Origin of the sequence: Asaia bogorensis NBRC 16594 (genome assembly GCF_001547995.1) — a bacterium.
Lineage (GTDB): Bacteria > Pseudomonadota > Alphaproteobacteria > Acetobacterales > Acetobacteraceae > Asaia > Asaia bogorensis.
The window spans coordinates 181,902-194,220 of record NZ_AP014690.1; the positions used below are offsets into that span (position 1 = coordinate 181,902).

Genomic DNA, 12,319 nt, shown 5'->3' on the forward strand with positions numbered 1-12,319 from the left:
TTTATTCCCGGCGCAAAACCTTGTCTGTTACGAAAGAGGCCAGTTTACCCGCCGTGAAATCCTTTTTGAGTCTGACCTCGTCATACTCATGCTCGACCCAATGCATAAAGGGGATGCGCCCTTCAGCCTCGGCCTGATAGCGCAGGACAAATGCGTCAAGAATGCCGGTACGTGCCCGGTTGAAATGCCCGAAACGCCAGTGCAGCTGGCGCAGCGCCTGAGCGGCTGTTCCACCTTCGAACAGGATGACCAGTGCCGAGGCCAGGCCTGCGCGGTCGGCACCTGACTTGCAGTGCATGAGCATCGGGCGTTCGATCTGCGCATACAACCCGGCAAAGCGCAGGATCCTGTCACGGTGCGGTGCGCCGCGGCTTTCGAAAGCCATGTCGACATGATCGAGGCCCAGTGTCTGCGCCGCCTGCCGTGAGAGGGCATCTGAACCGCAGCGCCGATGCCCGCGCAGATTGACCAGCGTGCGCAGGCCCAGCTTTCGCTTGAGCCGGGCCAGCCGTGCGGGTGTGGGGTGATTGCATCGATAGACCTTGCCCGGCACGACGGTGGCGAGATTGGTCCAGGGTAGACGGAAAATGGCATGATCGACGAAGAGACTGTCGATCCACGCCTTGCGTCGGCCTGTGGCAGTTGCCAGCGATCCATCAAACACGAAAAACTCTCCCCCGATTTGCTGTGCGATGCCTGCCGCACCCGGCATCATCCGTCAATTGCCGCCAGTGAATGAGGTTGATACAAGATTCGTCATGCGTTCAGCCTCGCTCCTCCTCTCTCTGATGGTTCTTGCCGGCTGCGCGGATAATACATTCGGCCCGCCGAAGCCGGATCTGGCCGTCAATGGTCCACCGGGCCATCCGCCCGGTCAGCCACCCCATCGCGATCGCATGGCACGCGCCTATGCTTCGCTGCCGGTTGCCATACCGGGCATGGACGGGGCGTCGGGTCCGCCGGTTCTGCCGGGCCTCGCCACCGAGACCGTGACGACCAGTGAGGTCAAACCCCAATATGCCGTGCCCGATGCCGAAGTCTCCTACGGCAAGAGAGGGAATCCATGAGCGACTTCGTCACCGGACATTATGGCCCGCGCGCCAAGGATTATGTCAGCAGCCAGACCCACGCAGTCGGGGAGGATCTGGAGCGTCTCGTTGCGCTGCTGCGTGAAGAGACCCCTGGTGTGGCCCTCGATCTCGGTTGTGGCGGCGGCCATGTGAGCTATGCCATGGCGCCGTTCTGCGGGCAGGTCGTGGCTTATGACCCGACATTGAGCATGGCTAATGCCGTCAGGAACGAGGCAGAGCGCCGTGGGCTGACCCGGATACGTCCTGTCGGGGGTTTTGCGGAATCCCTGCCCTTTCCAGAGGGCATTTTTGATGTGGTGGCCAGCCGCTTTAGTGCCCATCACTGGCGCGACCTGCAAGCGGGGCTCAGTGAGGCGCGCCGCGTGCTGCGACGGGGCGGTCTGGGGATCTTTATCGACACGGTCGCACCGGAGGCCCCTATGGCCGATTCCGTGCTGCAGGCGATCGAAACCCTGCGCGATCCCTCGCACATGCGCAATTATCGCGTCTCGGAGTGGAGGCGCAGTCTTGAAAGCGCTGGATTTGCGCTGGAAGACTATCAGCCCTTGCGTCTGAAGCTTGACTTCGTCTCATGGGTCGCGCGAACCCGGACGCCCGCCTTACATCAGCAGGCCATCCTGTCGCTTCAGAGGGCGACGGATGCCGGAACCCGACAGCATTTTGCTGTCGAGGCTGACGGGAGCTTTACGCTCGATACGGCGCTTTTTACGGTACGTTAAGGCGCAGTGCCGGTCATGGCGTGTCAGTCGGCCAGGGGGCGGGCTTCTTCCGGCAGCATCACCGGAATGCCGTCGCGCACAGGGTACGCAAGGCGGGCCCCCTTGCTGACAAGCTCCTGTGCCTCGCGGTCATAAATAAGCGCTTCCTTCGTCACCGGGCAGACAAGCATGGAGAGAAGGTGGGGATCGAGATCCTGAGCCATAGGTGAATCCTTCTGATGGATGGGAGCGGGGGGGTGAATGGCCTCGACCCTGCCTTCGTCATTCCTCTTTTAAAGGGGAAGAAGGCAGGATGGCAGCCGCGATGCGTGGTTCAGGAAAAGAGCAGGGCTGACAGCTTGCGTCGCGCGGGCAAGGTTGCCGGATCGGTATTGCCCCAGGCTTCGAAGAAGCGCAGCAATTCGGCGCGTGCTGCGCCGTCATTCCACTCGCGGTCCTGTTTGATGATGGCAAGCAGCGTGTCTGCTGCCTCTGATTTGTGGCCTGCACCATTCAGGGCGCCAGCCAGACGGAAGCGTAAAGCGAGATCGTCGGGAGAAGCCGCACACTCCGCCCGGAGCCCGTCGAGCGCCGAGGCTGCCTGATGGCTCTCCTTGTGCAGGGCCAGGGCCGCGCGTGCGCCTGTCACGGCCGGGTGCTCCGCCAGCTTGGGTGGTACCTGACTCAGGGCTTCGTCCGCACCCTCATCATCACCCAGTACCGTCAGCGCCCGGATCATGCCGCCCCAGCCCTCGGGGTTTTCCGGCTCGATTTCGAGCAGCGAGGCAAACAGCCCGGCGGCTTCCTCTGCCTGACCTTCCTGCAAGGCAGCCGAGGCCGCTGCAAGAATATCCGCGCTTGGCAGCGTGGCGCCGGTTGCCTTGACGATCTGCTCGATAAAGCGGCGCACTTCGCTCTCGGGCTGGGCGCCCTGCAGGATGTCGACAATCTGGCCCTTGTAAAAGGCCGCAACAAGCGGGATCGACTGGATGGGCAGACCGACCTGCGCAAGCTGGGCCGCAAGCGCGGCATTGGCCTCGATATCGACCTTGACCAGCTTGACCCGACCGCCGGCCGCCGTGACGGCGCGCTCGAGCACGGGGGTCAGTTGCTTGCAGGGTCCGCACCAGGGCGCCCAGAAATCCACAAGTACGGGAAGCTGCCGGCTGGCTTCGAGTACCTCAGGCATGAAGCTGCGCTGATCAGCATCGACGATGAGTGCAGCCTGTGTGCCGGGAGCGCCGGGGGACGGGGTTAGGCCTGCGTCGTTTCCGGGCTGGGGGCGATTCTGCCCAATGATATAGTCCATGGAATCTCTCTGTCCCGATGATGCGCGGCTTTTCGCTGGCATCACCTGTTGATCATCATGGCTACAAGATTGTTCTGAAGCGTGCAGGACGCAAGCCCGAGCCTGGGTGCGCGGCGTCGGGAGAGGCTCTCAAGAAAGAAAAGCAAAAAAAAAAGCATGTTTTTCAAAAAACCCTCTTGCGCCCCACGGCCTCAGGCAGTAATTACCCGTCCAACGGAACGCGGGCGTAGCTCAGGGGTAGAGCACAACCTTGCCAAGGTTGGGGTCGTGGGTTCGAATCCCATCGCCCGCTCCAGATAATCTGCTGATTTATCTGGAGCGACGCTTCCGAAATATCAAAGAAAATTTTTAGAACTTTACGAAGAGCAAGAATTACTTTCCTGAATTCTTTGTGATCTTGTGCGCTCAAACGCCTTGCATACCAATGAACCTGACTCTTTGATCAGTAAAATCTCGCTTTGGACAGGTTGCGTCATCCTCGGAAGGTTTTTAACCGTCGCAGGGTAACAAAAAAATAACGCGGCGAGATTTTGAGACATTATCCCACCATAAAGAGCTTTTTGCGGTCAGTTCCGGCTATTGCGGGCCTGATGTCCGCCCTGTCATTTCCCTGGGGCATGGGCAGCAAGGTCTGGGCATCTGATGCCGAGCCTCAGCCAAAGCGCGAGCAGTGGTACACAGGCTCTCTCATTTCGCCGTCCGGACCGCAATTCAAGGCGGGTGTGCTCGGGATCGAACCCTACCTGACCTATAATCAGCCCGTTGACTATCTCGGGGCCAATGGGCGCTCCATGTCCTCCGGACCTGGCCAGAGAACCATCAGCAATTCGACGATGGTCAAATACGGGCTGACCGACAATGTCAGTATCCAGATATTTCCTGCCATCTCCTATGGCTGGAAGCGCGGAGATGGCACGACCAGCAGTCTGAAATTCGGTGATATGCCGGTCGACTTTCTCTGGCGCTTTCTGGACCCCAACCCCAAACGGTATATTCCGTCGCTAAGCCTGTTTGTCGGCATGCTCATGCCGACGGGTGATTATTCCAATCTGGGCCGAAGTCAGGACGGCGTGGGCAATGGCGCCTATGTTTTCCGCACGGCACTGGTAGAGCAATCAACCTATGATTTGCCGCATGATCACACGTTGCGGCTGCGTATGTGGGCGACATTTCGGCGCGCTGTCACCTCGGCCCGCCTTGATAACGTGACGAGCTATGGCACCACCAAGGGTTTCGTGGGGCGTGGGCGCCCTGGCATGAGTGGCCAGACTGGCTTCTCACTCGAATATGGCTTCAACCAGCGCTGGGTGCTTGCTGTCGATATGGTGCGCGACTGGGCCAATGGCGCGCGCATCTGGGGCTCTGACGCGAGGGGGCGGCGTATCGATCGAATCAATGGGTCATCAGGCGACTGGATGGTGGCACCGGCACTCGAATTCAGCTGGTCGCCCCGTTTCGGCGTCATTGCAGGCGCATCGGTCTTCTATGCCGGCCATAATACCAACATGAATGTTGCACCGCAGATCGCAGTTAACATGATGTTCTGATTGCGAAATGGAAGGCAGCCGCCCGAAGAGGGCTTGCCTTGGATGCGAGAGCACGCCACAGCTTGGCGCTTATCCCGCTTCAAGGAACTCTTTCATGGCGACAGACGGCCCGTCTCGCACTCTTCATCGCCAGCTCGGTCCATTCAGCCTGCTGATGATGGGGATCGGTAGCGTCGTGGGTGCGGGCATCTATGTTCTCCCCGGTGTCGCTGCCTCGCAATATGCTGGTCCGGCTGTCTCCCTTTCCTTTGTTCTTGCGGCCATCAGCTGCGGCTTCATCGGGCTCTGCTATGCCGAGCTTGCCTCGGCGCTTCCGCGTTCCATGGGCGGGGCTTACGGTTATGCACGGGCGGTGCTGGGCGTGGGGCCTGCCTGGTGGGTCGCCTGGATGCTGGTGCTGGAATATGCGCTGGCCGGATCGGCTGTTTCGGTTGGGCTGACGGGCTATCTCGCCAAATTCCTGTCGGGCTGTGGCATTACCCTGCCTGCTTCTCTGAGCGGGTCGACCGTCATCTGGCAGGATGGCGGTTTCCATCTCGTGGCGCAGATCAATGCGGTGGCGCTCTTTCTGGTGCTTGTTCTTGGCCTGGTCCTGTCACGCGGCATCCGTCAGGCAAGCAGGGCCAATGTCGCCTTTGTATTGCTGAAGCTCGCTGTGCTGGTGGTTTTTGTCGGGGTGGGGTGTTCGCAGGTGAAGCCGGCTCTTTGGCACCCCTTCCTGCCGCCTTCAGAAGGCGGGTTCCATTTTGGCATCGCCGGGCTGTTGCGTGCGGTGGCTGTCGTCTCTTTTGCCTATCTTGGCTTCGATTCGATTTCGATTGCGGCTTCTGAAGCGCGGCAACCGGGGCGGGATGTGCCGTTCGGGCTGATCGGCGCTCTGGCGATCAGTGCGGTGCTCTACGTCATGGTTTCACTGGTGATGACCGGGCTTGTGCCGTTTCGCCAGCTTGGCACGGCAAGCCCTGTTGCGCTGGCGGTGCAGGCGCTGGCCATGCCTGCTCTGGCGCTCGTGCTGCAATTCGGTTCCGTCATTGGTCTGGGCTCGGTGCTGTTTGTCAGCCTTTATGGTCAGTCCCGCCTTTGCCACATCCTTTCCCATGATCGCCTTATCAGCCCGCGCCTCTGTCTGGTCGATGCCAGGACGGGTGCGCCAGTGCTCGCCATTGCGCTGACCACAGGCCTGACCGCGCTGACGGCCGCGCTCCTTCCCATTACCTTGCTGGCCGATCTCGTCAGTATCGGCACGATGATCGGTTTTCTGGTGATCGCCTTCGCCGTCATGAAGCTGCGTGGTGATGAAGGCCTGCCTCAGGCACGGTTCCGGGTGCCGCTGGGCGGTACGCGTTTTGGTGGGCTCTGGATCGGAATCGTGCCGGTTCTGGCCATACTGGCCTGCCTGATCAATCTGGCGACCGTACTGACCGACCTGATCGCGCAAACCCTGCGCGGCGAGTGGATCCCGCTAGGGTTTCTCGCGTTGTATTGCGTCGCCGGTTGGTTGCTTGGGCGCAGGCAAACCAAGCCTGGTCATGCATCAAACTGATCGAGCGCAAAATGTAGGGGGGGGATGGTGCCGACACTCGGAATTGAACCGAGGACCTACTGATTACGAATCAGTTGCTCTACCCCTGAGCTATGTCGGCGTCCTTGGCGCGGTGCTATAGCCGAGACCGGGGCCGACTGCAACAGGGCAAACACCTATCTCTCAATGGAATCGTCCGCTAGACTATGATTCATGTCTGATCGCTTCCACAAGCGTCTCTGGCGCAACGCTGTCACCATGGCTTCCGCAGTGCCTCCCACACCGACACTCAAGGTTGTGGAAGGTTTGCGAGAGTGCCCTGATTGTGGCTTGTTCCAGACGGTACCTCGCCTGAGGCGGGGGCAGGTGGCCTATTGCACGCGCTGCGATGCCCAGTTGGCACGCAGGCGTCGAACGCCGCCGATTGCGGCACCTACCGCCTTCTGCCTGGCCTCGGCAGCGCTCTACATCGCATTGCTCATCACGCAGCTTCTCACCATCAATGTGCATGGGCGGGTCAATACAGTCACCATTCTCACCGGGCCGATCGAACTCGGTCGGGAAGGGTTTGGCGAGATCGGTTTGATCGTCGGGCTGACGACACTCATCATGCCCGGTGTGGTTATTGCCCTCATGGGGGCGATTTTGGTGGGCGCCAGCCGTCGTACCATGCCCGATTGGGCGCCGCGTCTGATGTCCTGGTACGAAAGACTGCGCGAATGGTCGATGATCGAGGTTTATATCCTCGGTGTCTTCGTCGCCTATACCAAGCTGATCGACCTGGCGATTGTCGATCTCCAGGCCGGTGTCTTTCTGATTGCCGCGCTCATGATCACCATGGCGGCCACAGATTCCACCCTCGATGTCGAGCGTATCTGGGACAACCGCGATATCCGCGAGGAGATGGCGGATGGTCAGGGACGGATCCTGCCTGTCGAGCATCTGACGGCCACCGACGATTCGATGCCACCCATCCAGCATATGCTGTCCTGTCACTCCTGCGGACTGGTCATGGCGTTCGATCATGAGGTGTCGCGCGAGGGCGATATGGGCGATTGCCCGCGATGCCATCAGATCCTGCGTCGTCGGAAATCGAACAGCCTGACCAATGCAGCCGCCCTGCTGCTGGCGGGGATCATCTGCTACATTCCGGCCAATATGCTGCCTGTGATGACCTACACCAAGATGGGTCAGCCCGACACCAGCACCATCATCCACGGTGTGATCGAACTCTGGCAGTCCAACCTGATCCCGCTTGCCCTGCTGGTGCTGTTCGCTTCCATCACCGTGCCGGTACTCAAGATCGTGTCGCTGGCGCTGATGGTTCTCGGGACGTGGCGCAAGCAGAAGCGTGGATTGCGTCTGCTGACCAAGCTCTATCGTCTGATCGATATCATCGGGCGCTGGTCGATGATCGATGTTTTCATGATCTCAATTCTTGTTGCGATCGTTCATTTTAATTTTCTCGCCAATGTTTTGGCGGATCCGGGTGTGGTTTTCTTCACCATCGTCGTCATCGTGACGATCTTTGCGGTGCATAGCTTCGACCCACGCAGCATGTGGGATGCCGCAGGGGAGAACGGCCCTGTGCCTGCCCCCGACGAGGCGAGACAAAATTCCGGTCAAGGAGGGATCTCCGAGGCCGGTTCTTCTTTTCCTCCTCACGATATGGAGCCTGAGCGCGCGTGAGCGACACTAACGATCAAACCCGGCAGCAGACCCCCGGCCCGAAAAAGGCGGGAATCAGAAAGACACGTTTTTCTATTGTCTGGCTGATTCCGATTATTGCTATCGTCATCGCAGGGTGGCTTGCGTGGCGTAGCATCGCCAATCGCGGTCCTGACATCACCATCACCTTCGATACGGCGTCCGGCCTGACCGCAGGGCAGACGCAGGTGAAGAACAAGGCTGTCACGCTGGGTACGGTTCAGGACATCAGCCTGACACCGGACATGCGCCGTGTGATCGTTCATGTGCGCATGAACGGGGATACGGAAGACATCCTGACCGATCATACGCGCTTCTGGGTGGTGCGACCCCGCATCAATGGGGCCAGCATTACCGGGCTCGAAACCCTGCTTTCAGGGGCCTATATCGCAATCGATCCGGGTGAGAAGGGTGGTCGTTATGAGACCAACTTCACAGGGCTCGAAGCCGCACCCGGCGTGCGTTCCGACCAGCCCGGCTCCACCTTCATGCTGGTCACGCCAACGTTGGGGTCCATCGGTGAAGGGGCTCCCGTATTCTTCCGCGATATGTCTGTAGGCGAGGTTCTTGGCTACACCATGCCGCCGGGGGGCGAGGGGCCGATCATGGTCCAGGTTTTCGTCAAATCACCCTATGACCATTACCTTCGCACCGATTCGCGTTTCTGGAATGTCTCGGGCGTGCAGGTGGGGCTCGGTGCCGGCGGCCTCAAGGTCCAGCTGACGTCACTTCAGGCGCTCCTCTCCGGTGGTGTGGCCTTTGGCCTTCCGACGCGTCGCCTTAAAGTCGATGCCCCGCAGGCGCCGGCCAACTCGGTGTTCCGTCTCTATGCAAGTCAGGCTGAAGCCGACAATGCGCGTTACCATCAGCGTGTGAAGGCAGCGACCTATATCGACAGTTCGGTGAAGGGACTGACCTCCGGAGCTTCGGTCAGCATGTTCGGTATCCAGGTGGGCAGCGTGACCGATGTCTCACTCAAGGTGAACGAGCAGGACGCCACAGCACGGGTACGCGTGGAAATGGAGCTTGAACCCGAACGCGTTCTGAACAGCGAGGAAACATCGCGGGACTCGCAGCACAAGCTGCTGGAGGCTTTCGTTGCCAAGGGGATGCGCGCCTCAGTCGAGAGCGCCAGCTTCCTGACGGGCGAATCGATGATCGGTCTGCAATTCGTCAAGAACGCCAAGTCTGCGTCGCTGACCTATGAGGATGATGTGGCCATTATCCCGAGCCAGCCTGGCGGGATTGACGGCATCATGGCCTCAGCCGCCACGACCATGGACAAGGTGGCCGCCATGCCCCTCACCCAGATTGGCGAGCATCTGAATGATCTTCTGGCCCATGCGGACCAACGTCTGGCCAGCCCCGAGGTCAAGCAGTCGATCGTCGCGCTACGCGATTCACTGCGCCATATCTCGGAGCTGACCCAGAATGCGAACGAAGGGATGAAGCCGCTTCTCAAGAAGCTTCCTGCCATGAGCGACGCCCTTCAGGGCACACTGAAAAATGCGCAGACCGTTCTCGCAAGCTATGGTGGCGATACCGATTTCCACCGGGATCTGCAGGCCATGATCACGCAGCTCAGCCAGGCCGCACGCTCCATTCGTTTCCTGACGGATTATCTCAACCATCATCCTTCAGCCTTGATTACGGGACGCCACTGACGTGCAGATTTTTTCCTTCCCTCTCCTCGGTCAATCGCGTTCCCGGTCGGTGGGGCGCGTGATGCCTCGACTATGCGCTAGCGCATTGATGCTGGGTGTCATGGGCACTGCACTGACCGCCTGTGGCAGCGACCCGACGCTTTATTCTGTGGCGGCTGTTCCCGGCGCGGCCCAACCCGGCGGGCCGGTCACGGTTGAAGTACGAACCCCGGTCGTGACGGCCAGCCTAGATCGCGATGAAATCGTGCGACAGGACAAGGACTACAAGCTGGAAATCGCCAAGGGAAATGCGTGGAGCGAGCCGATTGGTGACATGATCGGCCGTGTGCTTACGCATGATCTGGCCCAGCGCCTGCCGGGCAGTACGGTCTTTGCGCAGAACGATGCCGTCTCGACCAAGGCGCAGGCCTTTGTCGAGGTCACGATCACGGCGTTCAACGCGGATCAGCAGGGCAACGCCCTGCTGACAGGATCGCTCTCGGTGCATGGCGACAAGCCGGGCATCGGCCCCAACCTCACTGTGCCGGTGCAGCTTCAGGCCCATCTGGACAACAAACGGGCCAACACGCTCGTGGCGGGGCTCAGTACGTTAACCGGTCAGCTCGCCGATCTGGCTGCGCAGAAAATCCGCGCTCTGCCGGTATTGCCGATCACGCCCTGAGGGTAAGTGGGGCCTTGCCCCGCTCCCGCTGGGGAGACAGGTTTGCCTGCCTAGCGGCAGAGGACATAAAAAAACCCGCCTCCTTTCGGGGGCGGGTTTTTTTGTCTATCGCGAGACGATCAGAGCTTTTCGACCTGTGTATAGTCCAGCTCCACCGGGGTGGAACGACCGAAGATCGAGACGCTGACCTTGAGGCGCGAACGTTCTTCGTCCACTTCCTCGATAACGCCATTGAAAGAGGTGAACGGGCCATCGGCCACGCGGATCTGCTCGCCAATCTCGAAGGTAAGCGCGGAACGCGGACGCTCCACACCTTCTTCCGCCTGCTTGAGCATACGCTCGGCTTCGGCTTCGGTAATGGGGGATGGACGATTGCGCGTTCCCAGAAAGCCGGTGACCTTGGGTGTGTCCTTGACCAGATGCCATGCATCATCGGTCAATTCCATTTTCACCAGCACATAACCGGGGAAGAACTTGCGCTCGGCATTGATCTTGCGACCACGACGAACCTCGGTGACGTCCTCTGACGGAACCAGCACTTCCTCGAACTGGTCGCTCAGACCCTTCTGGGCTGCCTGTTCCTTGATGTGGGTCGCAATCTTCTTCTCGAACCCGGAATAGACATGCACGACGTACCAACGCTTAGCCATGGTTGTTCGTCTTAGCCTCCAACGCCAAAGAGTTCGCGCACGCCAAGCCCGATGACCTGGTCGACAACGAAAAAGAAAACTGAGGTAAGGGCAGCCATGGCAAGGACGGCGCCCGTAGTGACCAGCGTGTTACGGCGTGTCGGCCAGGTGATCCTGGTCGCTTCCGTACGTACGTCCTTCAGGTACTGAACCAGATTGAAACGGACGGCTGGTTTGGACGAGGGTTTCGGGGCGTCTTTCGAAGCGCCTCCCTTGGAGGGCGAAGACTGCTGCGACCCGTGTTTTGGGGTAGTGACCGACACCGTCATCCTCATATTCTTCAGAAAGCCGCGCGTGGCGGAATACCGCGCCCGACTCCGCTCGCTGGAGTAAACCAGCGGCTGCGGCGTGGTGGCAGGGGCGGAGGGTCTCGAACTCTCAACCTCCGGTTTTGGAGACCGGCGCTCTAGCCAATTGAGCTACACCCCTAGCGTCGTCCGCCTGGTCAACCGTCGAGGATGAAACATCCGGTCGGGTTGGGTCATGACGAGACCACTTGCGGCGTAATGCGGCGCTCGGGCTTTTAAGTCAAGAGATCATTTGCAGTTTTTCGAGCAAAACTGTCTCTTGCTTCAACGCGGGATCAGCGTTAGGGAGAGCCATCAGCTGAAGCGCGGGCGTAGCATAGTGGTAATGCAGTAGCCTTCCAAGCTTCTGAGGAGGGTTCGATTCCCTTCGCCCGCTCCAGCCGATATCCCTCCGGAAAAATCAGTCTTTCTTAAAGGCTAATGTCTCACGCCCTGCCGTGGGCTAATGCATGTCGCCTTTCATTCGGTCGCACAGGGCCTGTGGCTCGCATGGGCCGAGGCGAATTGCGTGATCATGAGCGCAACTGGCGCGTCACCCACATTCCCGGACAGATGGCCTATATGGCCCTGTGCATCGGACTTCGCCCCGACATCCTCACTGAGAAGAGCATCGCCAGGGTTCAGCTCGACGCGCGTGCCATCCATGCTTTGCACGAACCACACACCCTGAATGGGGATGATCCATTGCACGCTCTCAGGGGCGTGCCAGCCACCCTTCCAGTGGGCGGGCTGGATGCTGGTCACCATGCGCGCCTCACCCTGCTGGGCATGGTTCACCCATTGCGGATCGGCGTGGGCAGCAAGGCGGCTCAGGGTAAAATTCTTCAGCTTGCATTTCGTGAGATGGCTCACACCCTGCTCATCAGTCCAGTTATCCCAGTAAGGCACACCGGCAGGTTGCTCGACGGATGGCATCTCGGGTTGGGCGAGAGCCGTGAAGGGCATCATCGCTGCCAGAATCGAAATAGAAGATAGCGTGCGGCGACAGGGTAGAGGGCGGGCAAGGTAGGCGGCAAACATCAGGTAAGGGGGCCTTTGGCTCTTGGTTGGGGGTGGTGGCGGGGTTTTGGCAAAATCACACGCATAAGTGCAACCTCGGGAACCAACCGGTCTCGCATCGGGT

13 protein-coding genes and 4 tRNA genes are annotated in these 12,319 nt (G+C 59.9%); 9 read left to right on the top strand and 8 right to left on the bottom strand.

Going from position 1 to position 12,319, the window contains the following annotated elements; translation table 11 throughout:
- Window position 1: 1 nt before the first annotated feature.
- On the bottom strand, window positions 2–664 hold the full coding sequence (locus Asbog_RS00815) for a tyrosine-protein phosphatase (protein WP_062165612.1): 663 nt from the start codon (window positions 662–664) through the stop codon (window positions 2–4).
- Window positions 665–758: 94 nt separating this feature from the next.
- Between Asbog_RS00815 and Asbog_RS00820 the strand changes: the two genes are divergently transcribed.
- The gene (locus Asbog_RS00820) at window positions 759–1,067 is read left to right on the top strand and encodes a hypothetical protein (protein ID WP_062163743.1); all 309 of its coding nucleotides are present in this window, start codon (window positions 759–761) and stop codon (window positions 1,065–1,067) included.
- On the top strand, window positions 1,064–1,810 hold the full coding sequence (locus tag Asbog_RS00825; protein ID WP_062163744.1) for a class I SAM-dependent methyltransferase: 747 nt from the start codon (window positions 1,064–1,066) through the stop codon (window positions 1,808–1,810). The genes Asbog_RS00820 and Asbog_RS00825 overlap by 4 nt, the downstream gene beginning before the upstream one ends.
- Before the next feature lie 23 nt (window positions 1,811–1,833).
- Here the strand turns inward: Asbog_RS00825 and Asbog_RS00830 are convergent, their stop codons facing one another.
- Together Asbog_RS00830 and Asbog_RS00835 are read right to left on the bottom strand one after the other, a co-directional pair.
- The gene (locus tag Asbog_RS00830; protein WP_062163745.1) at window positions 1,834–2,013 is read right to left on the bottom strand and encodes a Trm112 family protein; all 180 of its coding nucleotides are present in this window, start codon (window positions 2,011–2,013) and stop codon (window positions 1,834–1,836) included.
- A gap of 110 nt (window positions 2,014–2,123) precedes the next feature.
- Complete coding sequence (locus tag Asbog_RS00835) at window positions 2,124–3,098, bottom strand: tetratricopeptide repeat protein (protein ID WP_062163746.1); 975 nt, start codon at window positions 3,096–3,098, stop codon at window positions 2,124–2,126.
- Between the two features lie 220 nt (window positions 3,099–3,318).
- Here Asbog_RS00835 and Asbog_RS00845 point away from each other — a divergent pair.
- From Asbog_RS00845 to Asbog_RS00855, 3 genes are all read left to right on the top strand, one after another.
- Window positions 3,319–3,393, top strand: a tRNA-Gly gene (locus Asbog_RS00845).
- Between the two features lie 295 nt (window positions 3,394–3,688).
- A complete protein-coding gene (locus Asbog_RS00850) occupies window positions 3,689–4,645 on the top strand; it encodes a hypothetical protein (protein WP_231944612.1) in 957 nt (318 codons plus the stop codon).
- Between the two features lie 94 nt (window positions 4,646–4,739).
- The gene (locus Asbog_RS00855; RefSeq protein ID WP_062163749.1) at window positions 4,740–6,188 is read left to right on the top strand and encodes an APC family permease; all 1,449 of its coding nucleotides are present in this window, start codon (window positions 4,740–4,742) and stop codon (window positions 6,186–6,188) included.
- Window positions 6,189–6,213: 25 nt separating this feature from the next.
- Here Asbog_RS00855 and Asbog_RS00860 read toward each other — a convergent pair.
- Window positions 6,214–6,288 (bottom strand) — tRNA-Thr (locus tag Asbog_RS00860).
- Between the two features lie 92 nt (window positions 6,289–6,380).
- Here Asbog_RS00860 and Asbog_RS00865 point away from each other — a divergent pair.
- The 3 genes from Asbog_RS00865 (at window position 6,381) to Asbog_RS00875 (ending at window position 10,199) form a co-directional block, all read left to right on the top strand.
- On the top strand, window positions 6,381–7,856 hold the full coding sequence (locus Asbog_RS00865) for a paraquat-inducible protein A (protein ID WP_062163750.1): 1,476 nt from the start codon (window positions 6,381–6,383) through the stop codon (window positions 7,854–7,856).
- Window positions 7,853–9,538 (top strand): PqiB family protein, encoded by a 1,686-nt coding sequence (locus Asbog_RS00870; RefSeq protein ID WP_062163751.1) that lies wholly within the window; start codon window positions 7,853–7,855, stop codon window positions 9,536–9,538. The genes Asbog_RS00865 and Asbog_RS00870 overlap by 4 nt, the downstream gene beginning before the upstream one ends.
- Window positions 9,539–9,638: 100 nt before the next feature.
- Complete coding sequence (locus tag Asbog_RS00875) at window positions 9,639–10,199, top strand: PqiC family protein (protein WP_231944613.1); 561 nt, start codon at window positions 9,639–9,641, stop codon at window positions 10,197–10,199.
- Window positions 10,200–10,318: 119 nt separating this feature from the next.
- Here Asbog_RS00875 and nusG read toward each other — a convergent pair whose 3' ends face one another.
- The 3 genes from nusG to Asbog_RS00890 form a co-directional block, all read right to left on the bottom strand.
- Window positions 10,319–10,849: a transcription termination/antitermination protein NusG gene (gene nusG / locus Asbog_RS00880; RefSeq protein WP_023979810.1), complete on the bottom strand. Its 531-nt coding sequence runs from the start codon at window positions 10,847–10,849 to the stop codon at window positions 10,319–10,321.
- 11 nt (window positions 10,850–10,860) lie between these two features.
- Window positions 10,861–11,157, bottom strand: a complete 297-nt coding sequence (gene secE, locus Asbog_RS14445) for a preprotein translocase subunit SecE (protein WP_081866850.1) — start codon at window positions 11,155–11,157, stop codon at window positions 10,861–10,863.
- 83 nt (window positions 11,158–11,240) lie between these two features.
- A tRNA-Trp gene (locus Asbog_RS00890) sits at window positions 11,241–11,317 on the bottom strand.
- A gap of 184 nt (window positions 11,318–11,501) precedes the next feature.
- Here Asbog_RS00890 and Asbog_RS00895 point away from each other — a divergent pair.
- Window positions 11,502–11,575, top strand: a tRNA-Gly gene (locus tag Asbog_RS00895).
- Window positions 11,576–11,655: 80 nt separating this feature from the next.
- Here Asbog_RS00895 and Asbog_RS00900 read toward each other — a convergent pair.
- The gene (locus Asbog_RS00900) at window positions 11,656–12,216 is read right to left on the bottom strand and encodes a cupin domain-containing protein (RefSeq protein ID WP_062163752.1); all 561 of its coding nucleotides are present in this window, start codon (window positions 12,214–12,216) and stop codon (window positions 11,656–11,658) included.
- Between the last annotated feature and the right edge of the window lie 103 nt (window positions 12,217–12,319).

What these genes read in the sequence shown, in the direction of transcription:
- Asbog_RS00820 (WP_062163743.1), top strand. Translation starts at nt 759, where the DNA reads ATGCGTTCAGCCTCGCTCCTCCTCTCTCTGATGGTTCTTGCCGGCTGC.
- Asbog_RS00825 (WP_062163744.1), top strand. Translation starts at nt 1,064, where the DNA reads ATGAGCGACTTCGTCACCGGACATTATGGCCCGCGCGCCAAGGATTAT.
- Asbog_RS00830 (WP_062163745.1), bottom strand. Translation starts at nt 2,013, where the DNA reads ATGGCTCAGGATCTCGATCCCCACCTTCTCTCCATGCTTGTCTGCCCG.
- Asbog_RS00835 (WP_062163746.1), bottom strand. Translation starts at nt 3,098, where the DNA reads ATGGACTATATCATTGGGCAGAATCGCCCCCAGCCCGGAAACGACGCA.
- Asbog_RS00850 (WP_231944612.1), top strand. Translation starts at nt 3,689, where the DNA reads ATGTCCGCCCTGTCATTTCCCTGGGGCATGGGCAGCAAGGTCTGGGCA.
- Asbog_RS00855 (WP_062163749.1), top strand. Translation starts at nt 4,740, where the DNA reads ATGGCGACAGACGGCCCGTCTCGCACTCTTCATCGCCAGCTCGGTCCA.
- Asbog_RS00865 (WP_062163750.1), top strand. Translation starts at nt 6,381, where the DNA reads ATGTCTGATCGCTTCCACAAGCGTCTCTGGCGCAACGCTGTCACCATG.
- Asbog_RS00875 (WP_231944613.1), top strand. Translation starts at nt 9,639, where the DNA reads ATGGGCACTGCACTGACCGCCTGTGGCAGCGACCCGACGCTTTATTCT.
- nusG (WP_023979810.1), bottom strand. Translation starts at nt 10,849, where the DNA reads ATGGCTAAGCGTTGGTACGTCGTGCATGTCTATTCCGGGTTCGAGAAG.
- secE (WP_081866850.1), bottom strand. Translation starts at nt 11,157, where the DNA reads ATGACGGTGTCGGTCACTACCCCAAAACACGGGTCGCAGCAGTCTTCG.
- Asbog_RS00900 (WP_062163752.1), bottom strand. Translation starts at nt 12,216, where the DNA reads ATGTTTGCCGCCTACCTTGCCCGCCCTCTACCCTGTCGCCGCACGCTA.